Genomic DNA, 25,352 nt, shown 5'->3' with positions numbered 1-25,352 from the left:
GCGCAGCTAAACTACCATAAGAGATTGACGAAATCCGGGGTTTGACAAAAACCATGAAAAAAAATATCACGGCGGTTTTCGCCTTAATATTGTCTCTGCTGGTCACCTTCCCTTCAATGGCAAGTGAGGAAGGGAATGACACACAGTTCAGCTATTTTACGCTTGAGCCAGAGATAACCACTAACTTTATTACGGAAGGCCGCAAACTCGGGTTTATTAATGTCCGGGTTGACCTGATGGTGGATGATCCATCGTTGCTCCAGATGCTGGAATATCACCAGCCGCTGATCCGCGATGCCATTATTGAAATGCTAAGTCAGGAAAACGAAGTCCGGATCAAATCACTGTCCGGCAGGGAATCGATCCGTAAAGCGTGTCTGGATAAGGTAAATGCGATGCTGCTCGCCGAAACCAACCAGAAAGTGCTGACCGACCTGTTGTTTACTAAATACCTCTACCAGTAAGTGAACCCGATAGCAAAGGCGGCCCAAAAGCCGCCTTGCGTGTTTGTCTACGCCGTCAATTTAAGCTGTGACCGCCTCATCTTCCTTCTGCAAGCTGCGGGCAATGTAATCTGACAGCGTCGATTGCTGGGCGTTATTAAGATACAGCCCCAGCTTGGTACGTCGCCACAACAGATCTTCTGCACGTTGCACGTATTCTGATGCCATCAGGTAGTCGACCTCTTTCTGGGTCAGCCCTTCACCAAAATCGACACCCAGATCCGCCGCTGTTTTTACACCGTCTAACCACACCCAGACACGGCTGCCATAGGTGGTTGCCAGACGGTGGGCGGTGAATGCGTCCATCCATGGGTATTCACGTTTCAAGCGCTGCTGAACATCATCAAAACTGGCAATCCCCTCCCCGCCCGGCAAAACCTGATCAGCCGTCCAATCCGGCCCCATATCAGGGAAGAAAGGAGCGAGTTTGTTCACGGCTGCACGGGCAAGTTTGCGATATGTGGTCAGCTTGCCGCCGAAAATAGAGAGCATTGGCGCATCGCCGCCGTTGTCATCCAAATCCAGGGTGTAGTCACGGGTAATCGCTTGCGGAGAGTCTGATTCATCATCGCAGAGCGGACGCACACCACTGTAAGTCCATACCACATCGTCATGGCTTAACGGGCGCTTGAAATGCTGGTTGTACACCGACAGGATATAGTCAATCTCTTGCTGCTCAATGGCGACATCACGCGGGTCACCTTTGTATTCCACGTCTGTGGTGCCAATGATTGAGAAACGGTCAAGGTAGGGCAACACAAACACAATACGCCCGTCTTCATTTTGCAAAATGTATGCAGCATCTTCACTGTGGACACGAGGCACCACAATATGGCTACCTTTGATAAGGCGAATGCCACGGGGAGATGTCAGCGAGGTGCTTTCATCATAAAAGGCTTTCACCCAGGGACCGGCCGCATTCACCAGTACTTTGGCGTTGCGGGTCAGGATTTCGCCGGTCAGGGTGTCCTGGATTTCTACGTACCACAGACCTCCCTGACGCTTGGCTTTTACCACCTTACAGCGGTTACGTACCTCGGCGCCGCGCTCAGCTGCATCCATCACATTCAACATCACCAGGCGCGCATCATCGACCCAGCAGTCAGAGTATTCAAACCCTTTTGTGATATCCGTTTTCAGTACCGAGCTGTCACCAAAGCGAATCCCTTTACTGGCAGGGAGCGTTGTCCGTTTGCCAAGGTGGTCGTAGAGAAACAGCCCGATACGGATCATCCAGGCTGGTCGCAGGTGCGGACGGTGTGGTAAGCGAAAGCGCATCGGCCAGGCAAGGAACGGGGCTTTTTTGAGTAGCACTTCACGTTCAGCAAGCGCTTCACTCACCAGGCGGAATTCATAGTGCTCAAGATAGCGCAAGCCACCATGGATCAGTTTGGAACTGGCCGACGAGGTTGCCGATGCAAAGTCTGCGGCCTCATAAAGGCCGACTTTCAGCCCCCGCCCCGCCGCATCTGCCGCAATACCCGCACCGTTGATCCCGCCACCCACCACAATGACATCAAGCACGTCATCATGATGATTGTTTTGGTTGTGGTTTTCCTGTTCCCTGACCTGATTCATTTTACCCTCACGCTCATACGAACATTTGATTTTCGTTTCCGAGCATTTTAGTACAAATATTTCACAATCCCAATGGCTAAATAGTGAAAATTTGTTCAAAATAGGGACAAAAAAACCGCCATACGGCGGTTTCGGTAACAGAAAGAGTATTCATTCGACCATTTCCACCAAGGTTTCAAGCTCTTGCATTCTGGCCTGCAACGGCTCTGGCAATGGGGCATTGGTGAACAACATATCAATTTGTGCGATGTCACCGACATTGACCATGGCGTTGCGGCCAAATTTAGTATGGTCAACCGCCAGCATCACAGAGCGGCTGTTTTGCATGATCGCCTGCTTTACCCGTACTTCGTGGTAGTCAAAGTCAAGCAGACTGCCATCGTGGTCGATACCGCTGATCCCGAGAATGCCGAAGTCGAGACGGAACTGGGAGACAAAATCCAGCGTCGCTTCCCCTATGATCCCACCATCACGGTTACGTACTTCCCCACCCGCCATGATGATACGGAAATCTTCTTTCACCATCAGGATACTGGCAGCGTTGAGGTTATTGGTCACAATACGCAAATCCTGATGATTCAACAAAGCGCGGGCCACCGCTTCAGGGGTGGTGCCAATATCAATAAACAGGGTGGCGCCATCAGGAATGTGTGCCACCAGCGCTTGTGCCAAACGGTTTTTGGCATCCAGCTGCATTACCTTACGGGCATCATAGGCGGTATTCACAGAGCTGGAGGGAATGGTTGCCCCGCCATGCTGGCGGCGAATTTTGTTTTCTGCCGCCAGCTCATTGAGATCGCGACGGATGGTTTGGGGGCTGACATCGAAGTGGGCCACCAGATCATCAGTACTGACGTAACCCTTGCTTCGGACAAGATCGAGTATTTCCCGGTGACGTAATGTTTGTTTCACGGCATCCCCTGCGCAAAAGTAAAAACTGCTCACAGTTTACGTGGCTACACTGGGAATGCCAATCCGGCGTACACAAGGGGTGAGCAAGGTTAGCGTAGGTGTCTCAATTTGGCGTCGATGAAGCCAAGCGCACAGCCGGACACCAAACCAAATAGGTGCGCCATGTTGGCAATCGCCATACCAAACGGTTCGAAAAAGCCCACCACCAGCCAAAGCAGCATAAAGCCAACGTAAGCCGGTTCAATAGAAAGCCCACGATCCGGCGCGAGTGTGCCCATTAACCACAGATAACCCAGCAGCGCATAGACTACCCCGGACATACCGCCGAACGCAGGCCCATCGAAAACATACTGGCCAAGACCGGAAAAGAGGGAAGTAAGGAGAAACAGTGATAGCAACTTGGTGCTGCCACTGTGTTGCTCAATTTTGCCGCCAAGTACCCACCACCACAGCAGGTTAAACACGATATGGGTGGCAGAAAAATGGAGCAGCGCATGGGAAAACAGGCGCCAGAGCTGCCATTGCTGCGCCTCTGTTGCCGGGAAGTGCAGCAGCGAAAATACATCGTTACCCAAGCCCAGCGTCAGCCCGGCATACACCACGATACAAATCACCATCACGGTCAGCGTAAACGGACCTGCGTTTTGTTTCAGTGACGCCAGCAATCCCTGGCGTGGGTAGAAAAATTGGGCAGTACGGCTTTCTGCCATCTCCCACGAGGCAGCCTGATATCTTTCAGCCATAGGATTTTGCAGGAAAACATCAAGCTCCGCTTCTGCTTCAACCTGGTGCTGGCTGTCAGCCAGCCACAAGGCAAACTGGCCTTCCCCTTCCGGCATCATGTGAATCGCAATGTTCCGTGATGCCATATAATCAATAAACGCCTGTGCGGCCCTGGGATTGGAAAGCGCAGTCAGCCTTATCATAGTACCTCTTCGTTATTCGCAATCAGATGCCCGATGCCACCGGGAGGGCCTGTCGGCGCCAGGCCTCAAACCCTCCATCCACACTGTACACTTGCTCAAAACCTTGATTGATCAAATATTGCGCCGCCCCTTGGCTGCTGACGCCGTGATAACACATCACCAGCACAGGCTGCTCGAAATCAACCTCATTCATGAACTCAACAATAGTATCATTGGTAAGGTGGAATGCCCCCTGTGGATGAGATAGCTGAAATGACTGAGGATCTCGGATATCCACCATCACAGCGTGATGATCGTCACTTTCCAGCATCGCCAACGCGTCCGTCACAGAGATATGCGCAAATTGTTCCATGGGTTATTCCACTCCCGTTAAACCAGATAAATCAACGTATCCCTGTCGAAAGGCCCGCAAAGACACGTAAAACCGGCATTGTACATGACTTTTTTCTTCACCAGGCCATAGAGATTTTAAGGGATTTGTATGAACTTTCACCACCTGTGGAAAAAACTGTGGATTGCGTTGATAAAGTAGCTTGATGAAGAAGGATCCACAATATGTAGTGTTGATCGTAATAAAGCTGTGGAAAACATTTCCCGGAGGAGCATATTGACGAATTAACAGAGACAAAAAAACCGGCACGTGGCCGGTTTCTGTCTCGATAACGGGCGATTACAGGGCATCACCCACAGCATCTTTTAATTTACGCATCGCATTCTTTTCAAGCTGACGGATACGCTCTGCTGAGACCTGATAATGATCAGCCAGCTCCTGCAAGGTCACCTTATTGTCATCATCCAGCCAGCGTGAACGGATAATGTGCTGGCTACGTGCATCAAGCCCCGACATGGCTTGCGCCAGACGACGATTGGTATGGTCCTCCCAATTTTGGGATTCCAGGTTGGTGGCAATATCTGAGCTTTTGTCTTCCAGATAGAAAACCGGTGCAACTGCACCACCTTCGCGCTCGTCATCACCGACGCCAGCATCAAACCCTGCATCCTGCGCAGCAAGACGAGATTCCATCTCACGCACTTCTGCTGCATCAACGCCCAACTGCTCTGCAACCATATTCACTTCTTCGGCATTGAACCAGCCCAGACGTTTTTTCGATTTTCGCAGATTGAAGAACAGCTTACGCTGAGCTTTGGTGGTCGCGACTTTCACGATACGCCAGTTACGCAACACGTACTCGTGGATTTCGGCTTTGATCCAGTGAACCGCAAAAGACACCAAACGCACACCCACTTCCGGGTTGAAGCGTTTTACCGCCTTCATCAGGCCGATATTCCCTTCCTGCACAAGATCAGAGATTGGCAAACCGTAACCGGAATAACCACGGGCAATATGAACAACAAAGCGCAGGTGAGACAGGATCAGGCTTTTCGCCGCATCCAGGTCTTCTTCGTAGTGCAGACGTTCTGCCAGCTCACGCTCCTCATCAGCGGTCAACATTGGGTAGCTGTTTACCTGCTGTAGATAGCTGTCCATACTATCCTGGGAGATGGGGGCCAGTGCATGCATCTCTGCTGTCATTTTCACCTCTTTTCGAATGTATCGAAGATTGTGTTGTCCTCAGGGCAACTGCCATACTCTACTTAAGTTCAAAAAAACTGCAAGTAGGTACCCTTTTGTGACCTTTATTTATTAAACAGGTTCAATTTCCCGTAAATGTTTTGTGGCTGCAAGCTTTGCAGCCAGAAGCCCTATCAAGCCCGCCACCATCAACAGAATCAAACCTTCATCCAGGCTGAGACCCGCCAGGCGGAAACCACTGTCATACAGTGTAGCCAATTTCGCGACGGCAGCATCCAAAAGCAGGCTGTTGATCGTGGCGACGATCCAGGCCACCAGTGCCCCAGCCAGTGCCAGCCACACACCGGTATAAAGGTACGGACGCAGGATATAGCTGTCCGTCGCACCAACCAGCTTCATGACCTGAATTTCTTCTTTTTGGCTCAGGACTTGCAAACGCAGGGTATTCCCAATAATGAGAAATACGGCCATTAACATCAGACCGGAAAACACCCAGGTTAATGTCAGCACCAGGGATTCAATCGCAGAAAGGCGCTGCAACCAGTCACTGTCAAGACGCACTTCTTCTACTTCAGGAGCGGCGCGCAATCTGGCCGCCAGCGCAGTCACATCCTCTGCCCGGTCAGAGGATGGCGTCAACACCACCACCGCCGGCAACGGGTTTTCATCCAACAGGCTGACCGCTTCTTCAAAACCCTGAATCTGTCGAAGCTCAGTGAGTCCCTGTTCCGGCGAAATATACTCAGCGGTCGCCACGTCCGGCCAACCGGCCAGCGTTTTGCCAAATGCCTCAGCGCGATCTTCTGACACCGGATTGAGGTACACCGTCAGTTGGTTTGGAGCCTGCCACTCTTGCGTCACCAACATGACGTTTTTTGCCAGCATAAACAGGGTGGCAGGTAAAGCGAGTGAGAATGCCAGTGCAAGAACCGTCAACAGGTTGCCCAACGGCTTCGCCAGTAAATCGCGGAGTGCCTGACTACCCTGTTGTTTATGCACGGAAATAAAATTAGTCACGAACCACCTCTGACAAATGCCCCTGATTGAGTTCAAACCGCCGCATATCGTAACGGTTGAGTAGCGATGTATCGTGAGTCGCCATCAAGACTGTCACGCCGACCTGATTGAACTGACGAAACAGCTCCATGATTTGCGCAGACAGATCAGCATCCAGATTACCGGTTGGCTCGTCAGCCACCAGCACCATTGGGCGGTTAACCACCGCACGGGCTATGCCGACGCGCTGCTGCTCACCACCGGAAAGCTGAATAGGCAAACATGCCGCTTTATCCAGCAAGCCCACTTTATCCAGCGCCGCGGAAACACGTTTTTTGATGTCGTTTTCACTGGCCTGTTCAATGCGCAATGGTAAGGCCACGTTATCGAACACGCTGCGGTCCATCAGGAGTTTGTGATCCTGAAAAATCACGCCGATATGGCGGCGCAGAAAAGGAATGTCTTTTCGCGCAATACGTGAGATGTCATGGTCATTAAACAGTATTTGTCCGTCGCTTGGCCGCTCAATCGCACACAGTAATTTCAGCAGGGTGCTTTTCCCTGCCCCTGAGTGACCGGTCAAAAATGCCATGTCCCCCTTGGGTAAGTGAAAACTCACTTTCTGTAGTGCTTGTTGCCCACCACGGTAGGCTTTGCTTACCTGCTGAAATTGAATCACGTCTATCAGTCCTCCCGACTAAACAGAGCTTCGATAAAGTCTTCCGCAACGAACGGACGCAAGTCGTCGATGCCTTCACCCACGCCGATAAAGCGGATTGGGATATTGAACTGATCTGCCACCGCGAAGATCACGCCACCTTTCGCCGTTCCGTCCAGTTTGGTCAACGTGATACCGGAAAGTGGGGCGATATCGTTAAACAGACGCGCCTGGCTGATCGCATTTTGGCCTGTGCCTGCATCAATGGTCAGCATGATTTCATGCGGCGCATTTTCGTCTAGCTTTTTCATCACGCGGACGATTTTCTTGAGCTCTTCCATCAGGTTAGCTTTGTTTTGCAAGCGACCCGCAGTATCAGCAATCACTACGTCTACATTACGTGCTTTTGCAGCTTCAATCGCGTCATAGATCACTGATGCACTGTCCGCACCTGTGTGCTGTGCAATCACAGGAACGTTATTGCGATCACCCCAAACTTGCAGCTGTTCGACTGCGGCTGCGCGGAAAGTGTCACCTGCCGCCAGCATGACTGATTTGCCCTGCTGCTGAAATTGCTTGGCAAGCTTACCTATGGTGGTGGTTTTACCCACGCCGTTGACGCCAACCATCAAGATGACAAAGGGGCCATCTTTTTTCTCAACGTCCAGCGGCTTTTCCACCTTACTCAGGATATCTGCCATCTCTTGCTTGAGGATGCCGTACAGTGCTTCACCGTCTTTCAACTCTTTGCGTGATGCTTTGTCGGTGAGGCTGTCGATGATCTTAGTGGTGGTCTCCATGCCCACATCGGCAATCAGCAGCTGCTCTTCCAGCTCTTCAAACAGCTCATCATCAATTTTCTTACCGCTGAACAAACCGAAGAAACCCGCGCCCAGATTGGCTTTGGTTTTCTGCAGACCACGTTTCAGGCGGGCAAAGAAACCTTCTTTTTTCGGTTTTTCCTGCTCAGCCTGTGCTGGTTTTTCAGCCGCAAGGCGTGCAGCTTCTTCTGCCGCTTTGGCTTCTGCTTCTGCCTGCTGGCGGGCTTCCTCTTCAGCGCGGGCTTTGGATTCTGCCTCTGCCTGCTGACGGGCTTCCTCTTCAGCGCGGGCCTTAGCTTCTGCCTCTGCCTGCTGGCGGGCTTCCTCTTCAGCGCGGGCCTTAGCTTCTGCCTCTGCCTTCTGGCGGGCTTCCTCTTCAGCGCGGGCCTTGGCTTCTGCCTCTGCCTGCTGGCGGGCTTCCTCTTCAGCGCGGGCCTTAGCTTCTGCCTCTGCCTTCTGGCGGGCTTCCTCTTCAGCGCGGGCCTTGGCTTCTGCCTCAGCCTGCTGGCGGGCTTCCTCTTCAGCGCGGGCCTTGGCTTCTGCCTCAGCCTGCTGGCGGGCTTCTTCTTCAGCGCGGGCTTTAGCTTCTGCTTCTAAGCGTGCTTCTTCGGCTTTTCGCTGTTCTTCTTGTTCGTCATTTTTTCGGCCGAAACCCAGCCAGGACATAAATCCGCGTTTCTTTTTTTCTGCCATTGGCAAATCCTAAAGCTTGATTGGTACAATCAGCCCGGTAACCACGAGCTGATCTAGAAACTGTGAACACTGCGCCCCAGCGAGCGCAGTGGTGTAACGGCGAAACATGCATACCCTATCGACGCAGCCACTCCGGCGAAAAGAGCCGAAAGCCCTGACGTCGCTGACTAACTGAATAAGATTGGGGGAAATGCAGTGCCATTACCGAAAGCGTATAGTCTAACACCTTCTTAGCGGTCAAAAAATCTATGGTAAGACGTAACCCTAAAAACCCTGCGAACCGGAACATGGGTCGCAGACACGCTTCAACGGCCAATACAGGAGGCGGCACCGGTTTTGTCCGCATCATTTCCGGCAAATGGCGAGGCCGTAAGCTGCCGGTAAAGAACGTGGAAGGCTTGCGCCCGACCACAGACCGCGTCAAAGAAACGGTCTTCAACTGGCTGGCAGCCGATCTTTATGAGGCACACTGTCTGGATGTTTTCGCAGGCAGCGGTGGGCTAGGCCTCGAAGCCTTATCCCGCCACGCCGGACACGTCACTTTGCTGGAGCTGGATAAAGGCGCAGCGACACAAATCAGCCAGAATCTCAACACCCTGAAAGCAGATAACGCCACGGTGCACAATACCGATGCCCTGACCTATCTTTCCAATCAGGGGCAGCCGTTTGACGTGGTCTTTATCGACCCGCCATTTCGCAAAGACTTACTGGGTGATGTGATCAACAAACTTGAACACAATGGGTGGCTAAGCCACAACGCGCTGGTCTACATTGAGGCAGAGAAAGAGCTGGGACAACCGGTCGTGCCGGCGCACTGGGACATGGTTAAGGAAAAGCATGCCGGACAAGTCAGTTTCCGGCTGTATCAAAGAGAGGAAAAATGAAAGCACTCATCCTGTTAGCAAAAGCGGCCATCGGCTTTGTCTGGTTTGTCCTGATCGCCAATATCGTCCACCCCTTTCCCGGGGTCGCCGCGATGGCGCTTTATATCATGACCGCCTTTCTATTCTGTATGCACGGCCTGCAGATGCTGATTTTTATCGGTGCCTTCGGTGACAAAATCACTATGACGAAATGGGAAAAGTGGTCAATCCTGCTGTTTGGCATTTTTGCCCTGCTCGATATTCGCCGTAAGTATATGGTCAGTCAATAACATGTTCGACCAGAGTGACAAAGGCCTCTGGTCGATTAAACAGCCTTAGTGGTTACAAACCCGCGCTTCATTAACGGAAAGAGTGCCCATCTCTTCAACGATTTTTTTGCGGCGATGCAAAAACGTGAGCACTTCACTGAAGGAAAGCGCTTGCCGGCTGCAGGTGTGAAAACATGCTTCAGTGCCCCATTGACTCTCAACCCAGTGCGCTAGCGCCTGTTCAGACATAGGTTGCTGCTTGAGATGATTTAAGATCTCGTGGACATGAATAGATGCAGACATGTTAGCTCCGCTCGGTGAAAAAACGCACATATCAAATCACAGCTTCGCTGGTAACAACTTGATATGGCGCAAAGCTTATTGTGCTTTTAGTTAAGGTTTCGATCCATTGTGGGGTGAGCCGCACTGCCAGCATAGTTCAAAACTTCCCCCGTTCTCTTCACCACAACCTGAACAAAACCAGATTGTATCCCCCTGCGCTTCGTACTCTTTCAATGCCGCCAAGGCTTTCTTCTCTCGCAACTCTTCAACCCATAACGTCACCGCAATCACATCGGCCGGCAGCTCTCCCGTCGCACTGGCAAGGGATTCCCCTTTCAGAACCACCTCAATCCCCATGCTCTCCAGCATGCCTTTCAAACTGTGTGCCTCAAGTGAATTACTGGCGCTATACACTTGTACCCACGACATATAAGGCTCCTATAACAATACGGAAAGCGTGATCAGTCCCTGGGCACAGAAGTAGGTACTCATGATCAGCAGTACCGATGTCCTGAACGGACCTTTAAAACGGTCAAACGCCAACACGGTATCTGACACCATAAACAGCAGCGCGCCCCCGAAAGCATGGGCCGCCGCTTGCGACTGGGCATTCATCCAAAATTCACCCGCGCCCCAGGCCATTTGGGCAATCACAGCGATGTAAAGACCCACCGGGATCAGCAAGGTGCCGAGGTTGGGAAGCAGCAGCAGGAAAATAATCACACTTGCAGCACCAATCAGGGAGGGTAACCACCAGACCATCGGCCCCTCAAACTGTTGCCAAAAAGCGATGCTGTAAAGGATATGGGCGACCAGAAAACTGATAAGACCGGGAACAAAACGGTCTTTAGGCAACATCAAAAAGACATCTCCCAGCAGGGAAAATACCAACCCGGCAAGAATAAGGTGGGTATAAATGTTGCTCTCTCCGCTCATCACCGCAATAGTAATCATCAGCGCGATGGTCAGTGGTTTGAACAGGTAGAACTGCCATTGTGGCCCTTTGTAAGCCGCATTGATATGCAGTAAGCCGGAAAAACAGACGGCAACCCAACTCAACATGATGTGTTCCTCTAAACTGCGAGCCAACCAAGTCTAGAGATGCAAGATGGAAAGTCTACTGCCTACCTCTCAGAAAGCGAACAAGGCAGAAAAAACACGCCAGCCCCTCTGCACGGCCTGCTTAAAAAACTGGGTATTTTAATGTGTTACGCTCAGTATCGATAAAAAGAAAAATCATGGAGAACCGTGTTTCATTTCATGTTATTGGCCAACAATATGGCGCCAGTTCTCTACGTAAAACCACACCGCCCCGGCCGTGACCGCAAAGATGAGAAACAGGGCAATCCGCCACATGGTCCGGCTACTACGCGGCAACAGCTCTTTTTCACACTGTTTACACGCGCTCATAAAACCGCGCATATCATCGACCTCATAACCGTCTTCATGCACGGCTTTATTGCGCACCGTGGCAATAAAGCGCAGTTTGGCAATCACATCATGTGGCAGACGCTCCTGACAACTGCTCACCAACTCGTGTAACCCCCGCCCCTTGGCGTGGTAATGCTCTTTGAGAAGCCGTTCCAGGCGCCGACTTTGTCTCACGACAATGGCAATATCCTCCATGAGGGCCTCCTTTCTCTTTGCATGCAATGCGTTCCATGACATTAGATTACGTCATAACACCAAAAGTGAGAATGCACTTTAACTAACGTTAGCGCCATCCCTGCGCTGTATAAGTGCAGTGGATCACGAAATTTCCGTCCGCTGGGTTTGTAGAAACCGTGTGTGAAGTAGACTTTGCCGACTGTATCCCTGCCACATTCCAGCGCGTTGGAATGTGGTTGACCGGAGAAAAGGAGAGAGCCGTGCCAGTTTCACTGTTATTACTTGTAGGCGCCTTGGCGGTGATAGCGGGCGTTTACTTTGTACTGACCATGCAAAAGCACCTGATAGGACAAGTCGCTGAAGAACGGACGATTGATATCCGTATTCTTGATAAGCAGGCCGTCGCGATCCCCAACCCGCAGCAGCATCAAGATCCTGAAGAATACTGGATCTATGTAGAACCAATGGAAGGTGGCCCCAAACGCGAATTCCAGGTCGGGATCCACTACTACCATGCTCTGCACCCAGGTGATTACGGCACCTTGACTTATCGCGGCGCCCAGTTTGTCCACTTTGCCAAAATGCAGCGCCACTGACTCCTTACTGGTTTATGGCACCAGCCATGCGGTGAAACGTGACTTCGACAGCCCCACACTCACGATGTAAGACAGCCCAAACACAGCCAGTGTCATCAGCGGAATGGTCAGCCAGGCCATGGATGGCATAAAAGCGAGCTCCCTCACTGGCCACAAAATCAACGGATGTACCAGATAAATGCCCAGTGAATGTCGGCTGATGTGGGTCACTGTGCACTGGGCAGCACCTGATATATGCGATGCCCAGCCCTGACAAAGCCTGAACACCATGGCTGCAATCAAGACCGTATTCAGTGTCTTATAGGAAAACCAGCCTGCATTTGTGTATCGGTTTTTTGAGACACTTTCAGAAATCGCCGTGTACTCGGTAGCCACCAAGGCCAGCCCCCCCAAAAACAACAGCCACTTCAGCGGCAGTTTGCTTTGGTGGAGCACAAACCCCAGCAGCAGATAACCGCCATACAACACCAGATCCTCGACCCACCCCAGTGACATTCCCATCAGTCTCGCCGCGCAAAGTACCAGCCAGCTGCCGAGTAAAGCGTAAAGCAACCCAGAATCTTCCCGCTGGGCAACAGGACGTAATAGGGGAACCAGAAAATAAAGCGGAATAAAGTAATAGAAAAAACCCAGATGATAGTAGGTTTCTTCAACAGGAAACGCGATGAGACGCTGTATGGTTTCTGACCAATTTACATTTTGTAACGATATTCCCGCCAGCACTGCGTAAAAAACCGACCACGCAACAAACGGTAACAAGACCTTCATTACCCGCCGCTGGACAAAGTACTTCACCGAAAAAGGGCGTGTGTCTGAAAGCAATAATGCACCTGTGATCATGATAAAAACCGGGACGGCCCAACGGCTTGCGCCATTAATGGCAATGGCGGAAACCCAATCTGCGTCGGGCGTTTCCCCCATTAGGAAGCGATAAGGCCCAAGCACATGGATAGCAACAACGGCAAACGCAGCTACAACTCGCAACAGTTCGATATAAAAGACTTTTTTCTGAATTTCCCCATTCATCGTACGTTCGATCCCATATGTATCACTCCAACCCCACCTGACGATGATATTTTCATCAATATGAGCAGAAAGCAAACAATACTAAATGCCGGTTGTTAATTAATATTTAAATTTTATCGCCAATAAAGATCACTTAAATAGCATCAAGTATTGCTTTGTTGCGTTTTTATGACCTAGGATGCTTATCAATCAAAAATGGACAGTTGTAAAACATGGAGGATCTGATGCAGTCATCAGCTTCGCAACAACACCCCCAACGGAAGCAAAGTAAGACACTTTTTTCCCGTTTTCTTGATACCGTTGAATTCCTCGGTAACCTTCTGCCACACCCGGTGACCCTGTTTGCCCTGCTTTGTGTGATCATTTTCTTCGCATCAGGCATCGCCGGCTACTTTGGCCTGTCAGTGACTGATCCACGCCCGGAAGGCGCAGCTGGCCGTGCAGCGGATGGCATGATTTATGTCAACAGCCTGCTTAACGCAGAAGGCGTTCAGCTGATTGTGACCAACCTGGTGAAAAATTTCACTGGCTTTGCCCCTCTGGGTACCGTACTGGTTGCCATGATGGGTGTCGCCATCGCTGAGCACTCTGGCCTGCTGTCTGCCACCATGCGCTCTATGGTCATGGGGGCATCTGCGCGCATGGTGACCCTGACAGTGGTGTTCGCCGGTATCGTCTCTAACACCGCCTCTGAGCTCGGTTATGTAGTACTTATCCCGCTGGCAGCAATGATTTTCCACTCACTGGGCCGACACCCATTAGCCGGTCTGGCAGCTGCATTTGCCGGTGTGTCCGGTGGCTACTCAGCAAACCTGTTGCTGGGTACGGTCGACCCGCTGCTGTCAGGTATTACCGAAACCCCAGCCCAGATGATTGAGCCAGGCTATGTTGTCGGCCCCGAGGCAAACTGGTATTTCATGTTCGCTTCAACCTTTCTGATCACCATCCTTGGTGCATGGGTCACTGAGAAAATCGTTGAGCCAAAACTGGGCAACTATGACCAGTCAATGGCAGCAGAAGACTTTGAAGCCCAGGCTGCTGGCAAGGTCACAGATCTTGAGAAGCGCGGGATGCGCAACGCCGGTATCGCAGCACTCGCAGTGTCCGCCATCCTGGCCCTGACCATCGTGCCAGAATGGGGCATTCTGCGTCATCCTGAAACCGGTGCCGTAGCAGGCTCTCCGTTCCTGAAAGGCATCGTGGCATTCATTCTGGTGTTCTTTGCTATCCCGGGCTTTGTGTACGGCAAAACTGTCGGCACGATGAAAAACGATCGTGATGTGATTGATGCCATGGCAAAGTCCATCAGTGCCATGGGACTTTACATCGTGCTGGTGTTCTTTGCCGCGCAGTTCGTGGCCCTGTTCAAGTGGACCAACTTCGGTCAGGTGATTGCAGTAGGCGGCGCTGACTTCCTGCAAAGTATCGGTTTGACCGGTCCTATGCTGTTCTTCGCCTTTATCTTAATGTGCGGCATCATCAACCTGACCCTCGGTTCAGCATCGGCACAGTGGGCAGTCACCGCCCCTATCTTTGTCCCCATGCTGATGTTGGTGGGTTACGCGCCGGAAACCATTCAGGCGGCATACCGTATCGGTGACTCAGTAACCAACCTGATTACCCCAATGATGAGCTACTTCGGACTTATTCTGGCAGTCGCGGCACGCTACAAACGGGATTTGGGTATCGGCACCCTGATTGCCACCATGCTGCCATACAGCCTGATTTTCCTGGTCGGTTGGAGCCTGTTCTTCTACCTGTGGGTCTTCGTGGCAGGCCTGCCAGTCGGTCCCGGAGCTGAGACCTATTTCAACTTCCAGCAATAAGTGTGAAATATCCCTCCCTAAACAGCCGGTCTTTACTGGCTGTTTTTCTTTTCTGTTGGGCGTGACTCTTTTGCAACTGATAGAATCTTCCACTCAGGCATATTCACCATGGAATGATATGCTAATAAGAAAATAGCACCGGAATCCACATGCCAATTGAACACCCTTTTTTATTTTCCCGCGAGGATGCACTGACAGAGACCATGGAAAAGGCCATTGCCCCATTTTGGGCCAGCCGCCAACAAGGGGAGTTTGTCGGTCATGACGGACTGCGCCTTAACTGGTGTGCCTTTACCAAGCCAGAGCACACCAGGGCGATTGTGGTGGTGAATGGCCGTATCGAAGGGGTCGCCAAGTATCAGGAACTCTTCTTCGATCTTTTCAACCAGGGCTTTGATGTCTACAGCTATGACCATCGTGGACAGGGACACAGCCAGCGTCTGGTTACCGGCAGTGACATCGGCCATGTTGTCGACTTTGAACACTATGTGAACGATCTCGAGACCTTCATTAACGACATTGTCACCCGGAAAACCCACCAGCAACGCATGATTCTGGCCCACTCCATGGGCGGGGCAATCTCAACCCTGTACGCGGCACGTAAACCCAATGCCATTGATGCGCTGGCCCTGAGCGCGCCTATGTTTGGCATTAATCTTTCCCGGACCCTGCAAGTGACCGCCAAACCGCTGTGTAAAGTGCTGTCAAAGCTGCAACATCCTGCAGGCTTTGCACCGGGTCAGGTGCCCTACTGGACCAAACCATTCAAGCACAACCTGTTGACCCAGTCGGAAGCCCGCTACCAGTGGTTCCGCGAACTGTATGACAAAGATGAGACACTAAAAGTCGGCGGCCCCAGTGCTCAGTGGATCTGGCAAAGTATGGAGGCTTGCAGACGCATACATAACGCGGCCACCGACATCGAGATACCCATCCTGTTGATGCAAGCGGCCTGCGATCAGGTCGTTTGCAACCAGGCTATGTTCCAGTTCCACCGTGACCGTCAGGCGGCAGGCCTGCCAATCCAGTTTGAAATTCTGTCAGGTTCCCGCCATGAACTGCTATTTGAAGTTGACGCCATTCGCGATAAATCCCTAACCCTGATACTTGAATTTTTCAACACCCTCAACGGTGAAGGCGTAAAGGAGTAAACCGTCTAGCCCCGGATACAGATGTCGGCTTTTCAGAAACAGGAAATAAACGCCGACATTTTGATCCCTTTTCTTTCCCCTTTTTCTGGATACACTGAGAGCATTAACGCATCTCTGCTTTCCTATTGAGGTATCCATGTACAACATCGTTGCATCCGATCTCGACGGCACCTTGCTAACGCCAAAACACACTATCGCTCCCTTTACCTGCGATGTCCTGCAACGTTTACATGCCAGAGGTAAGCACTTTGTTTTTGCTACAGGCCGTCATCACATCGATGTGGCTCACATCCGCAAAAATGTCGGCATCCCAGCCTGCATGATCACGTCAAACGGTGCGCGGGTGCATGATGAAAACGACCAACTGATCTTCAGTCATAACGTTGACCCTGCGGTGGTTACCCAACTGGTAGAGATGGTAAAAGACGATGAAACCGTAACTATTCACATCTATCGTGAAGACGACTGGCTGCTGAACCGCGTGGATGAAGACCTGGCAAAATACCACAAAGATTCAGGCTTCAGTTTTAAAAAGTTCAACGTCAATAACCCACCGGTTGATGATGTGGCAAAAATATTCTTTATCCGCCATGACCATGATTACCTGATGGGTTATGAGAAAACGTTCATCGACACCTTTGGTGACAACATCAGTGTGGCCTTTTCCACCCCGTTTTGTCTGGAAGTAATGGGCTCTGGCGTTTCTAAAGGTGAAGCGCTCAAAGCAGTCGCAGAAATCAAAGGCTTCAGCCTGGACGACTGTATTGCGTTTGGTGACGGAATGAATGATGTAGAAATGCTGGGTGCGGCGAAAAAAGGCCTCATTATGGCAACCGCACACCCACGCGTAAAAGCGGCCCTTCCAGATAACGAAGTCATTGGCAGTAACGCAGAAGAGGCAGTCGCTCACTACCTTGAAACCCATCTACTGGGCTGAGTCGCGCGGTAGATTCCCAAACGGCAGCACTCCCCCTTGCTGCCGTTTTTTTATGCACACCTTTTTAACATCGCGATATTCTCATGCTATTGCGGCTCGGATTTCATCAGCCAATACGCCATAATTTCCCTATTGCTGCCTTGAGTCCTGTTAGGATTTAATCCAATCAGGCACAGAATGAGAAGAGGAATGTCTGTTGAATACCCAAAAACCCCCTTTCGCCCACACACTGGGATTACTTTGTGCGACTACCCTGCTGTCTGCCTGCAGCTTCACGCTTACAAACCCTGTAGATCAGGGGAGCACCGACGACGTATCCCCGCAAGCAGAAACCGGTGCTTCGCCTCAACGTTTTATGCTGCGTGGAGAAGTGACACTCGGCCATGAAGTTCGTGCTATTACCCCGTGCGGCAGCAATACTCAGTATTGGCTCGATCTTCCTGCTACCTTGGATCAAGGCGGGCAGGCACTGACCATGGGACCGTATCAGAATGTCTACGGCGAACTGATCGGTGAGTTTGTGCAGCCCGCCTATGATGGCTTTGCCGCAGATTACCCGGCAACGTTCAAGGTCACACAACTGAACCTGATGTCCGTCGAAATCGACGGCTGCAACCAACCTCGAAACCGTACGGTGGCATCAGGCAATGAGCCCTTCTGGTCGGTGTCTATTGATGGCAATACACTTAAGTACCAACAACCCGGTGTAGAAGCGGAGCAATTTACCTTGATCGGGCACGACATCTCTTCCGCTGCCCGCGTTTACCGGGCAGACGGTGCGACACTTACCCTGCGCCCAGCGCTTTGCAATGACACCATGAGCGACAGCATTTACGGCTGGACCTCGACCTTCACCAAAGGCAATCAAACCCTGAACGGCTGTGCGACGCTGGCCGCTGATGACCCAACACTGCACTGGGTCGGCGAGTATCAGGGCGTGACCAATATCGGCGGCAATTCACTGACCACCACCTTGGCGCTCAATCCCGACCACACTGCGACCACCCGCTACACTCAGGCAGGGGAAGACGCAGTGGAAGAAACCGGTATTTGGCAACAGATCAGCCAAGATAAAGTACAGGTGATGATGACCCGGCACCAAGGGCAATACCTGGTCAGTGAACGCCTGTTTACCCGCCAGGGATTCACCCTGAATGCCGATAAGGAAACAATCAATGGCCAGGAGTATAGCCTTGGGCCTGAAGGACTTACACTGTCGTTGATGGTCGGCAATCACCAGCAGCCCAATGCCGCCACTGGCGTGAAAGGCTCCGCCACATTCAATGAAAACGTCGATGCTGCATTCAGGGACTATCTCGGTGAGGAAGGTGTAAAGCAGGCTGCAGGCACCCGCTATCGCTGGCTCACGCAGGATCTTAACGGGGATTTTCAGGACGAGCTGCTGATTTTTACTGACTGGTGCGGCAGCGGTGGCTGCACCCTGCTGGTGTTTGCCAACGACAACAAGGTATGGCGCTTTAACAGCCGCATCACGCTGGTGCATTTACCGTTTCAGATGAGTACCACCACCCATCATGGCTGGCATGACCTTGTGATGCCGGTCGGCGGTGGCGGTGCAAAAGCCGCCTCCCGGGTACTGGCATTCGATGGCAAACTCTATCCCGGCAACCCCTCTGTTGCACCGGAAGTCCTGCTACCGGACAGCGCCGAGCTCTACCTGTTTGCTGACGGGGTTTATCCGCAGCAACAGGGCATTGCGCTGGAATAAGTGGACAGGAAATCCGAGATGCCGGAAAAGCCCAGACCCTGTCCATCCTGTGGCTTTCATTACAACTGCCTGTGTGGTGAGGCGCCAACGCTCGACAGTCGGGTGCGTATTGAGCTCTTAATGCACGAAACAGAAGCCGCGCGCACCACCAACACCGGCCAGCTGCTCGAAAAGGCACTGCCCCATTGCAGGCGGCATATCTGGCAACGCAAAACGCCACCAACAGCCTTGCTCACCCTGCTTGCCGACCCGGCGGTACAGCCATATCTGGTGTTTCCGGAAGCGCATGCTATCGCGCTCGATACCGTATTTTCCGGCTCCAATGCCGCACTGCAAACTAAGCCTGTTCACTTCATCATTGTCGATGCCACCTGGCAGCAGGCTCGGAAAATGCTGCGCCAGAGCCCCTGGCTCCAGACTGTCCCTATGATAAAGCTACCGGAGGGGCTTTCCACCCGCTACACACTGCGTCGCAACCAACCAAACGGATCACTGTGCACCTGTGAAGTGGGAACTGTGTTGCTGGCAGCGATGGGAGAAACAGACAATGCTGCCGCGGTAGATAAGTACTTTGAAAAATTTATGCAGATATTTGAAGCAGATAGACACCATCAGCCGTTACAAAAAAGATAAAGGTGAAACATGTACTAACACGGACCAGCGCTCTAAGACCACCCAATATAAGTTTTAAAAATCAATCTATTATCAACATAAATTGGCCGTTCATTTACTTTACAGATGAACGCAATGTAATTTCGCGTAACAAAGCGTTTCACCGTGATCTTCATTTCAAACCATTCCCATAACCCACTCTATGATTGCCGCCAATTTTTCTAGGCAAACCAAACCTCCTGGGATCATAGATAGGTATAAGAATGACGTTTAAGTTAGCCCCTCTTTCTGCATGTATTTTTCTCTCTTTGGCACTCGCGGGATGCAACAATAACGATGTCGTCGTTAACAATAGTGTATCTCTTGATAAATACACCAATATTCTTAACCGTCACGGTAACCCGCAGTTCCTCCGTGACTACGACAGCTACAGCAATCTTAAGTACAACGCTTTTGTCGATAACGGTGCCTGGCATGGCCACTTGTTGCCCGCCGATGAACAAGGCTATGGCGCAGTGGGGGGCATCATGCAAGTCACCCAAGAATACGCCCATTACATGTCAGATCAGACTTTCGATAAGCTCATCCTGACGGATAATGAATCGGGTGATGTGATAGACCTCTCACTTGCAGACGCCAACCTCTACAGTACACCGGATGCCCTGGTCCAGGAGCTCAAAACGCCCACCTTACTGGTCACCATGACACTTCGCTTTGCCACAAACCGCACATCGCTGTTGGAAACCAAATTGTCCGATCTCAGTGGTCAGGACCGCACATTTACCGCCGAGTGGCAAGGCACTTTGCTGACACATGCCATCTCAACCGCTCCCGAGAAAACCGTGGACGAGCAGTACCCAGAGTACGGCCGCCGCATTGAAAAATCAGACCTTGGCCTTTCTATCTCCAGTAATGAAATGAAAGACAACTGGGCCATTCGCAACGATGCTGATGCAACCTTTGTGATAGCACGCTCCGTCGACACGCAAACCCACATTGATGGCCTTTCCTATAAAGAGACCGCGCAACTTCAGTTAAAACACGGTCAAGAACAACGGCTCTACACGACATTTTCCTACCTACACAATGCTCAGGAAGTAAAAGAAGAAGCCTCAAAAATTGCGGATATCCTGCAAAACCCCAACACCTACATGGAGGCAACAAAACAGCGTTGGACAAACTACCTCACACGTGGATTGACGAATACCCACGCAAGTCAGGAACAGGCACGTGTCGGTGTAAAAGCGATGATGACACTGAACGGTAACTGGCGCTCTGCCGCCGGTGACATTGAACACGACACCGTGACCCCATCGGTGACCGCACGTTGGTTCTCCGGCAACCTGACCTGGCCATGGGATACCTGGAAGCAGGCATATGCCATGGCGCACTTCAACCCGGATGTGGCAATGGAAAACATCCGTACCGTGTTCCAGTACCAAGTGCAGGACAACGACCCTATCCGCCCGCAGGACAAAGGGTATCTTCTGGACGTGGTGACCTATACCGCACCGGAATCACGCGGTGGTGCCGGCGCTGAAAACTGGAACGAACGCAACACCAAGCCTTCTTTGGCTGCATGGGCTGTGATGGAGATTTACCATGCCTTGCGTGACGAGTTTAATCGTCCTGCTGATGCGCAGGCATGGATTGACGAAATGTATCCAAAGCTTGTTGCCTACCATGACTGGTGGCTGACCAACCGCGACCACAATGGCAACGGCGTGCCGGAGTACGGTGCCGCTGTCGATCCTGCCCACAATACCAATGATGGCCGGATGTATGTAGAAGTGGTAACCAAAGAAGATCTCGCCACCAAGTTTGGCAACGATGCCATCTTGATTGATAACGTTAATGGCGAGAAGCAGTACCGGGTCATTGGCGTGGACAACTACAACCGCGTATTGGACGAAGTAATCTACTCCGATCTCCATGTCGGCGCTCAGGAAGCGGCAGGCTGGGAGTCCGGTATGGATAACGCTGCCCGCTTTGGCTTTATCGATGAAGAGCAGCTCAAGGCTTACGCAGACAAAACCTACAATGGCGATCTCGACCGTGCCCGTAAAGACTGGCAGGTCCGTTTTGGTGAAAACCGCGATAAAGAAACGGACAAGTTGCTTGGCTTCTCCATGCTGCAGGAGTCAGTCGATCAGGCCTCTTACATGTACTCTGATAACTTCTATCTCGCTGACATGGCTGAGCGAGTGTCTGCTGGGGTTAAGGGCAAAGATCGCGCAGAAGAATTCTGCATTGGCGCAGAGAAGATCAAAACCTACATCAACACCTGCATGTTTGATGAAGCAAGCGGGTTCTACTACGACATCCGCATGGTTGACCAAAACGGTAAAGACACCGCCTATAAAAAGAATGGGGTGATGTGTGCTGGCCAACCTTTGGTGGAACGCGGACGGGGACCTGAAGGCTGGGGGCCATTGTTTAATGGCGCAGCAACACAGGAACATGCTGACAGCGTGATCCGCACCATGACTGACCCGAAAGAGTTTGCAACATCAGAGGCATTCCCGGGCTACGGCATTTCACTGCCCACCGCGAGCCAGACTAACCCGGCTTACGGCAAGGATATTTACTGGCGTGGTCGTGTATGGCTGGATCAGTTCTACTTTGGCGTGAAAGGGATGGAAAAATATGGCTACGGCCCAGAAGCGGTACAAATGGCCCACCAGTTGTTTGAAAACGCAGAAGGCATGACAGCAGATGGGGCGATCCGGGAAAACTACAACCCGGAGACTGGGGCGGTACAGGGTGCATCCAACTTCTCATGGAGTGCAGCGCATCTTTACATGCTCTACCGGGACTTTTTCTAAACGCCAGAAACCAAAAAACGCGCCACTAGGGCGCGTTTTTCATACCCAGGAAATCCCGGATAACTCGACATTAAAGTGCAACGACGTTAGCCGCTTGCGGGCCTTTTTGGCCTTGTTCAACGTCGAAAGAAACTTTTTGGCCTTCAGCCAGGGTTTTGAAACCGTCAGAAGCGATAGCACGGAAGTGAACGAATACGTCTGCACCGCCGTTGTCTTGGGTGATGAAACCAAAACCTTTATCTTCGTTAAACCATTTTACCAGACCAGTTGTTTTATTAGACATAATGTGTCCCTTATATAAATTAAATTCTTTGATTTTTCGCGAAATGCGATGCACTGAAAGCTTGAATTTGAATTATTGAATGTTACGAAAATCTAAGGGAAACGCAGAGGGCACAACAAAAGGAGGGCAAACTGAGATTTTTCTTTTACTTACGTGTTTCAAATAACCCTGTTCAACAGAGCAAGGACTATATTATAGTAAATTCACTTTTTGTAAAGTTTTATTTTTAAACTATAAAAATAAAAGTCCGAAAATTATCATTATTAGATGTGCTAGACGATAATTATTATCTTAACAAAGCACATCCATAATAAAAAACGCGCCACAAAGGGGGGGTTTTTATATCCGGGAAACCCCGGACAAATCGACATTAAAGTGCAACGACGTTAGCCGCTTGCGGGCCTTTTTGGCCTTGTTCAACGTCGAAAGAAACCTTTTGGCCTTCAGCCAGGGTTTTGAAACCGTCAGAAGCGATAGCACGGAAGTGAACGAATACGTCTGCACCGCCGTTGTCTTGGGTGATGAAACCAAAACCTTTATCTTCGTTAAACCATTTTACCAGACCAGTTGTTTTATTAGACATAATGTGTCCCTTATATAAATTAAATTCTTTGATTTTTCGCGAAATGCGATGCACTGAAAGCTTGAATTTGAATTATTGAATGTTACGAAAATCTAAGGGAAACGCAGAGGGCACAACAAAAGGAGGGCAAACTGAGATTTTTCTTTTACTTACGTGTTTCAAATAACCCTGTTCAACAGAGCAAGGACTATATTATAGTAAATTCACTTTTTGTAAAGTTTTATTTTTAAACTATAAAAATAAAAGTCCGAAAATTATCATTATTAGATGTGCTAGACGATAATTATTATCTTAACAAAGCACATCCATAATAAAAAACGCGCCACAAAGGGGGTGTTTTTTATATCCGGGAAACCCCGGACAAATCGACATTAAAGTGCAACGACGTTAGCCGCTTGCGGGCCTTTTTGGCCTTGTTCAACGTCGAAAGAAACCTTTTGGCCTTCAGCCAGGGTTTTGAAACCGTCAGAAGCGATAGCACGGAAGTGAACGAATACGTCTGCACCGCCGTTGTCTTGGGTGATGAAACCAAAACCTTTATCTTCGTTAAACCATTTTACCAGACCAGTTGTTTTATTAGACATAATGTGTCCCTTATATAAATTAAATTCTTTGATTTTTTCGCTAAATGCGATGCACTGAAAGCTTGAATTTGAATTATTGAATGTTACGAAAATCTAAGGGAAACACAGAGGGCACAACAAAAAGGAGGGCAAACTGAGGTTTTACTTTTACTTACGTGTTTCAAATAACCCTGTTCAACAGAGCAAGGACAATACTATAGTAATTCCGACTTTTGTAAAGCTTTATTGTTCGAAATATCAAAATAAATGCTTATTCGCCTGGTTTTCAACCAAAAAAGTAGAAAACAGGGCGACCGACTAACTATAGATCGCCCCAGATTGCACCTAACAGCTATACGTGTTGCCCTGCTACCCAGCCGGAGCTCCAAGCCCACTGGAAATTGTAACCGCCAAGCCAACCGGAGACATCCATCACTTCGCCGACAAAATAGAGCCCCGGCACTTTCTTCGCTTCCATGGTTTTCGATGACAGCTCATTCGTATCCACACCGCCCAGTGTCACCTCTGCGGTGCGGTACCCTTCCGTCCCATTCGGTGCGATATGCCAGTTGTGAAGGTATTCTGCCAGTACATTGAGGTCTTTTGGATTAAGCTGCCTGAGTGGTTTGTCCTGAATGTCACCACGGGCAATTAAGGCTTCCACCAATCGTTTTGGCAACAGGCGTGCCAGGCTGTTTTTCAGGCTCTGCACCGGGTGTTTGCCACGCATGGCAGTGAGAGTGTCTGCCACGTCCAGATCGGGCAAAAGATCGATCGTGACCTTCTCGCCAGGTTTCCAGTAGGAGCTCACCTGTAACACCACAGGGCCTGACAAGCCCCGGTGGGTAAACAGCAGGTTTTCTTTAAACAGCACCCCACTCTCGGTGGTGATGGTCACCGGGATGGCAATACCGGACAGATCGGCAAAGGCCGCCTTGTCTTTATCATGCAGGGTAAAAGGCACCAGTCCTGCCGTGGTCGGTACGCGGGCAAGACCAAACTGCTCGGCAATCTGGTAACCAAACGGTGTCGCACCAAGTTTTGGCATCGACAGGCCGCCCGTTGCCACGACCAGTGACTGGCAACTCACCGTATCTGTGTCCAGCTTTAAGGTGAAACCATCGTCGGTCTTTTCGATATCATGCACGTCGCAGCGGTAGCGTTGCTCCACGGTTGGCAGATCGCACTCTTTCAGCAACATATCCACGATATCTTTGGCCGAATCGATGCAAAACAGCTGACCGTGCTCACGCTCTTCCCATGCGATGCCGTATTCGTTAACCATAGAAAAGAAATCCCACTGGCTGTACTGTGCCAGCGCCGATTTTGGGAAGTGTGGGTTGCGGCAGACGTAGTTGGCGGCAGTCACATCATAATTGGTGAAATTACAACGTCCGCCCCCGGAGATCAGAATTTTCCGGCCCGGTTTCTTGCCATTATCGACTACCAGCACACGGCGGCCACGCTTACCTGCCTGCGCGGCACACATCAGGCCTGCGGCACCTGCGCCAATGATCACCACATCTACTTGTTTCATTTTTACAACCCATCACACGAAATCGGGCGGCATTGTAGCCG

27 protein-coding genes are annotated in these 25,352 nt (G+C 50.9%); 10 read left to right on the top strand and 17 right to left on the bottom strand.

Annotated features, from left to right (window positions below):
* Positions 1 to 53: 53 nt before the first annotated feature.
* Complete coding sequence (locus AC6IB1_RS17415; protein ID WP_040528063.1) at positions 54 to 464, top strand: flagellar basal body-associated protein FliL; 411 nt, start codon at positions 54 to 56, stop codon at positions 462 to 464.
* A gap of 60 nt (positions 465 to 524) precedes the next feature.
* Here the strand turns inward: AC6IB1_RS17415 and glpD are convergent, their stop codons facing one another.
* The 8 genes from glpD to ftsY all read right to left on the bottom strand — a co-directional run bounded on the left by glpD (position 525) and on the right by ftsY (position 8,621).
* Entirely contained in the window at positions 525 to 2,081 is a 1,557-nt protein-coding gene (glpD, locus tag AC6IB1_RS17410) for a glycerol-3-phosphate dehydrogenase (protein ID WP_497567662.1), read from the bottom strand.
* Positions 2,082 to 2,231: 150 nt separating this feature from the next.
* Positions 2,232 to 2,993 carry a DeoR/GlpR family transcriptional regulator gene (locus AC6IB1_RS17405; RefSeq protein ID WP_497567661.1) on the bottom strand — a complete coding sequence of 254 codons (762 nt, stop codon included), beginning with the start codon at positions 2,991 to 2,993 and terminating at the stop codon, positions 2,232 to 2,234.
* 89 nt (positions 2,994 to 3,082) lie between these two features.
* Positions 3,083 to 3,919, bottom strand: a complete 837-nt coding sequence (glpG, locus tag AC6IB1_RS17400) for a rhomboid family intramembrane serine protease GlpG (RefSeq protein ID WP_497567660.1) — start codon at positions 3,917 to 3,919, stop codon at positions 3,083 to 3,085.
* Between the two features lie 22 nt (positions 3,920 to 3,941).
* Complete coding sequence (gene glpE, locus AC6IB1_RS17395; protein WP_497567659.1) at positions 3,942 to 4,271, bottom strand: thiosulfate sulfurtransferase GlpE; 330 nt, start codon at positions 4,269 to 4,271, stop codon at positions 3,942 to 3,944.
* Positions 4,272 to 4,589: 318 nt separating this feature from the next.
* The gene (gene rpoH, locus AC6IB1_RS17390) at positions 4,590 to 5,453 is read right to left on the bottom strand and encodes an RNA polymerase sigma factor RpoH (RefSeq protein WP_497567658.1); all 864 of its coding nucleotides are present in this window, start codon (positions 5,451 to 5,453) and stop codon (positions 4,590 to 4,592) included.
* Between the two features lie 111 nt (positions 5,454 to 5,564).
* Positions 5,565 to 6,470: a permease-like cell division protein FtsX gene (gene ftsX, locus AC6IB1_RS17385; RefSeq protein WP_497567657.1), complete on the bottom strand. Its 906-nt coding sequence runs from the start codon at positions 6,468 to 6,470 to the stop codon at positions 5,565 to 5,567.
* Positions 6,463 to 7,128 carry a cell division ATP-binding protein FtsE gene (gene ftsE, locus AC6IB1_RS17380; protein WP_497567656.1) on the bottom strand — a complete coding sequence of 222 codons (666 nt, stop codon included), beginning with the start codon at positions 7,126 to 7,128 and terminating at the stop codon, positions 6,463 to 6,465. Before ftsE ends, ftsX begins: the two co-directional genes overlap by 8 nt.
* A 5-nt stretch (positions 7,129 to 7,133) precedes the next feature.
* Positions 7,134 to 8,621: a signal recognition particle-docking protein FtsY gene (ftsY, locus tag AC6IB1_RS17375; protein WP_497567655.1), complete on the bottom strand. Its 1,488-nt coding sequence runs from the start codon at positions 8,619 to 8,621 to the stop codon at positions 7,134 to 7,136.
* A gap of 248 nt (positions 8,622 to 8,869) precedes the next feature.
* Here ftsY and rsmD point away from each other — a divergent pair, with 248 nt between their 5' ends.
* Both rsmD and AC6IB1_RS17365 read left to right on the top strand, forming a co-directional pair.
* Entirely contained in the window at positions 8,870 to 9,505 is a 636-nt protein-coding gene (gene rsmD, locus AC6IB1_RS17370; RefSeq protein ID WP_497567654.1) for a 16S rRNA (guanine(966)-N(2))-methyltransferase RsmD, read from the top strand.
* The gene (locus AC6IB1_RS17365; protein ID WP_005501703.1) at positions 9,502 to 9,774 is read left to right on the top strand and encodes a DUF1145 domain-containing protein; all 273 of its coding nucleotides are present in this window, start codon (positions 9,502 to 9,504) and stop codon (positions 9,772 to 9,774) included. Before rsmD ends, AC6IB1_RS17365 begins: the two co-directional genes overlap by 4 nt.
* A 45-nt stretch (positions 9,775 to 9,819) precedes the next feature.
* On the opposite strand, the gene AC6IB1_RS17360 is transcribed toward AC6IB1_RS17365, so the two are convergent.
* The 4 genes from AC6IB1_RS17360 to AC6IB1_RS17345 form a co-directional block, all read right to left on the bottom strand.
* Complete coding sequence (locus AC6IB1_RS17360; protein ID WP_497567653.1) at positions 9,820 to 10,056, bottom strand: YecH family metal-binding protein; 237 nt, start codon at positions 10,054 to 10,056, stop codon at positions 9,820 to 9,822.
* Positions 10,057 to 10,146: 90 nt separating this feature from the next.
* Positions 10,147 to 10,464 (bottom strand): putative signal transducing protein, encoded by a 318-nt coding sequence (locus tag AC6IB1_RS17355; RefSeq protein ID WP_115659245.1) that lies wholly within the window; start codon positions 10,462 to 10,464, stop codon positions 10,147 to 10,149.
* 9 nt (positions 10,465 to 10,473) lie between these two features.
* Positions 10,474 to 11,097, bottom strand: coding sequence for a lysoplasmalogenase (locus AC6IB1_RS17350; protein WP_497567652.1), 624 nt, complete (start codon positions 11,095 to 11,097; stop codon positions 10,474 to 10,476).
* Between the two features lie 201 nt (positions 11,098 to 11,298).
* Positions 11,299 to 11,661, bottom strand: a complete 363-nt coding sequence (locus tag AC6IB1_RS17345) for a hypothetical protein (RefSeq protein WP_005501707.1) — start codon at positions 11,659 to 11,661, stop codon at positions 11,299 to 11,301.
* Between the two features lie 242 nt (positions 11,662 to 11,903).
* On the opposite strand from AC6IB1_RS17345, the gene AC6IB1_RS17340 reads away from it, so the two are divergent.
* Complete coding sequence (locus tag AC6IB1_RS17340) at positions 11,904 to 12,239, top strand: DUF2500 domain-containing protein (RefSeq protein WP_497567651.1); 336 nt, start codon at positions 11,904 to 11,906, stop codon at positions 12,237 to 12,239.
* A gap of 12 nt (positions 12,240 to 12,251) precedes the next feature.
* Here the strand turns inward: AC6IB1_RS17340 and AC6IB1_RS17335 are convergent, their stop codons facing one another.
* Positions 12,252 to 13,253: an acyltransferase family protein gene (locus AC6IB1_RS17335; RefSeq protein ID WP_497569168.1), complete on the bottom strand. Its 1,002-nt coding sequence runs from the start codon at positions 13,251 to 13,253 to the stop codon at positions 12,252 to 12,254.
* Between the two features lie 236 nt (positions 13,254 to 13,489).
* On the opposite strand from AC6IB1_RS17335, the gene AC6IB1_RS17330 reads away from it, so the two are divergent.
* The 6 genes from AC6IB1_RS17330 to ygjK all read left to right on the top strand — a co-directional run bounded on the left by AC6IB1_RS17330 (position 13,490) and on the right by ygjK (position 22,345).
* Positions 13,490 to 15,091 carry an AbgT family transporter gene (locus AC6IB1_RS17330; protein ID WP_497567650.1) on the top strand — a complete coding sequence of 534 codons (1,602 nt, stop codon included), beginning with the start codon at positions 13,490 to 13,492 and terminating at the stop codon, positions 15,089 to 15,091.
* A 149-nt stretch (positions 15,092 to 15,240) separates the two neighbouring features.
* Positions 15,241 to 16,242: an alpha/beta fold hydrolase gene (locus AC6IB1_RS17325; protein ID WP_497567649.1), complete on the top strand. Its 1,002-nt coding sequence runs from the start codon at positions 15,241 to 15,243 to the stop codon at positions 16,240 to 16,242.
* A 136-nt stretch (positions 16,243 to 16,378) separates the two neighbouring features.
* Positions 16,379 to 17,179, top strand: a complete 801-nt coding sequence (locus AC6IB1_RS17320) for a Cof-type HAD-IIB family hydrolase (protein WP_497567648.1) — start codon at positions 16,379 to 16,381, stop codon at positions 17,177 to 17,179.
* 196 nt (positions 17,180 to 17,375) lie between these two features.
* Positions 17,376 to 18,908 (top strand): COG3650 family protein, encoded by a 1,533-nt coding sequence (locus AC6IB1_RS17315; protein ID WP_497567647.1) that lies wholly within the window; start codon positions 17,376 to 17,378, stop codon positions 18,906 to 18,908.
* 18 nt (positions 18,909 to 18,926) lie between these two features.
* On the top strand, positions 18,927 to 19,541 hold the full coding sequence (locus AC6IB1_RS17310; protein ID WP_497567646.1) for a DTW domain-containing protein: 615 nt from the start codon (positions 18,927 to 18,929) through the stop codon (positions 19,539 to 19,541).
* A gap of 242 nt (positions 19,542 to 19,783) precedes the next feature.
* The gene (gene ygjK, locus AC6IB1_RS17305) at positions 19,784 to 22,345 is read left to right on the top strand and encodes an alpha-glucosidase (RefSeq protein ID WP_497567645.1); all 2,562 of its coding nucleotides are present in this window, start codon (positions 19,784 to 19,786) and stop codon (positions 22,343 to 22,345) included.
* A gap of 70 nt (positions 22,346 to 22,415) precedes the next feature.
* On the opposite strand, the gene cspE (AC6IB1_RS17300) is transcribed toward ygjK, so the two are convergent.
* From cspE (AC6IB1_RS17300) to AC6IB1_RS17285, 4 genes are all read right to left on the bottom strand, one after another.
* Positions 22,416 to 22,628: a transcription antiterminator/RNA stability regulator CspE gene (cspE, locus tag AC6IB1_RS17300; RefSeq protein ID WP_497567644.1), complete on the bottom strand. Its 213-nt coding sequence runs from the start codon at positions 22,626 to 22,628 to the stop codon at positions 22,416 to 22,418.
* Positions 22,629 to 22,998: 370 nt separating this feature from the next.
* A complete protein-coding gene (gene cspE, locus AC6IB1_RS17295) occupies positions 22,999 to 23,211 on the bottom strand; it encodes a transcription antiterminator/RNA stability regulator CspE (RefSeq protein WP_497567644.1) in 213 nt (70 codons plus the stop codon).
* 371 nt (positions 23,212 to 23,582) lie between these two features.
* Entirely contained in the window at positions 23,583 to 23,795 is a 213-nt protein-coding gene (gene cspE, locus AC6IB1_RS17290; protein WP_497567644.1) for a transcription antiterminator/RNA stability regulator CspE, read from the bottom strand.
* A 331-nt stretch (positions 23,796 to 24,126) separates the two neighbouring features.
* The gene (locus tag AC6IB1_RS17285) at positions 24,127 to 25,311 is read right to left on the bottom strand and encodes a BaiN/RdsA family NAD(P)/FAD-dependent oxidoreductase (RefSeq protein ID WP_497567643.1); all 1,185 of its coding nucleotides are present in this window, start codon (positions 25,309 to 25,311) and stop codon (positions 24,127 to 24,129) included.
* Positions 25,312 to 25,352 lie beyond the last annotated feature (41 nt).

This window comes from Grimontia sp. THUN1695 (genome assembly GCF_059704325.2).
This window is presented reverse-complemented; position numbering and strand designations above follow the sequence as displayed.

Coding starts and splice junctions, on each gene's coding strand:
- AC6IB1_RS17415 (WP_040528063.1), top strand. CDS start 54: ATGAAAAAAAATATCACGGCGGTTTTCGCCTTAATATTGTCTCTGCTG.
- glpD (WP_497567662.1), bottom strand. CDS start 2,081: ATGAATCAGGTCAGGGAACAGGAAAACCACAACCAAAACAATCATCAT.
- glpG (WP_497567660.1), bottom strand. CDS start 3,919: ATGATAAGGCTGACTGCGCTTTCCAATCCCAGGGCCGCACAGGCGTTT.
- glpE (WP_497567659.1), bottom strand. CDS start 4,271: ATGGAACAATTTGCGCATATCTCTGTGACGGACGCGTTGGCGATGCTG.
- rpoH (WP_497567658.1), bottom strand. CDS start 5,453: ATGACAGCAGAGATGCATGCACTGGCCCCCATCTCCCAGGATAGTATG.
- ftsY (WP_497567655.1), bottom strand. CDS start 8,621: ATGGCAGAAAAAAAGAAACGCGGATTTATGTCCTGGCTGGGTTTCGGC.
- rsmD (WP_497567654.1), top strand. CDS start 8,870: ATGGTAAGACGTAACCCTAAAAACCCTGCGAACCGGAACATGGGTCGC.
- AC6IB1_RS17365 (WP_005501703.1), top strand. CDS start 9,502: ATGAAAGCACTCATCCTGTTAGCAAAAGCGGCCATCGGCTTTGTCTGG.
- AC6IB1_RS17360 (WP_497567653.1), bottom strand. CDS start 10,056: ATGTCTGCATCTATTCATGTCCACGAGATCTTAAATCATCTCAAGCAG.
- AC6IB1_RS17355 (WP_115659245.1), bottom strand. CDS start 10,464: ATGTCGTGGGTACAAGTGTATAGCGCCAGTAATTCACTTGAGGCACAC.
- AC6IB1_RS17350 (WP_497567652.1), bottom strand. CDS start 11,097: ATGTTGAGTTGGGTTGCCGTCTGTTTTTCCGGCTTACTGCATATCAAT.
- AC6IB1_RS17345 (WP_005501707.1), bottom strand. CDS start 11,661: ATGGAGGATATTGCCATTGTCGTGAGACAAAGTCGGCGCCTGGAACGG.
- AC6IB1_RS17330 (WP_497567650.1), top strand. CDS start 13,490: ATGCAGTCATCAGCTTCGCAACAACACCCCCAACGGAAGCAAAGTAAG.
- AC6IB1_RS17325 (WP_497567649.1), top strand. CDS start 15,241: ATGCCAATTGAACACCCTTTTTTATTTTCCCGCGAGGATGCACTGACA.
- AC6IB1_RS17320 (WP_497567648.1), top strand. CDS start 16,379: ATGTACAACATCGTTGCATCCGATCTCGACGGCACCTTGCTAACGCCA.
- AC6IB1_RS17310 (WP_497567646.1), top strand. CDS start 18,927: ATGCCGGAAAAGCCCAGACCCTGTCCATCCTGTGGCTTTCATTACAAC.
- ygjK (WP_497567645.1), top strand. CDS start 19,784: ATGACGTTTAAGTTAGCCCCTCTTTCTGCATGTATTTTTCTCTCTTTG.
- cspE (WP_497567644.1), bottom strand. CDS start 22,628: ATGTCTAATAAAACAACTGGTCTGGTAAAATGGTTTAACGAAGATAAA.
- cspE (WP_497567644.1), bottom strand. CDS start 23,211: ATGTCTAATAAAACAACTGGTCTGGTAAAATGGTTTAACGAAGATAAA.
- cspE (WP_497567644.1), bottom strand. CDS start 23,795: ATGTCTAATAAAACAACTGGTCTGGTAAAATGGTTTAACGAAGATAAA.
- AC6IB1_RS17285 (WP_497567643.1), bottom strand. CDS start 25,311: ATGAAACAAGTAGATGTGGTGATCATTGGCGCAGGTGCCGCAGGCCTG.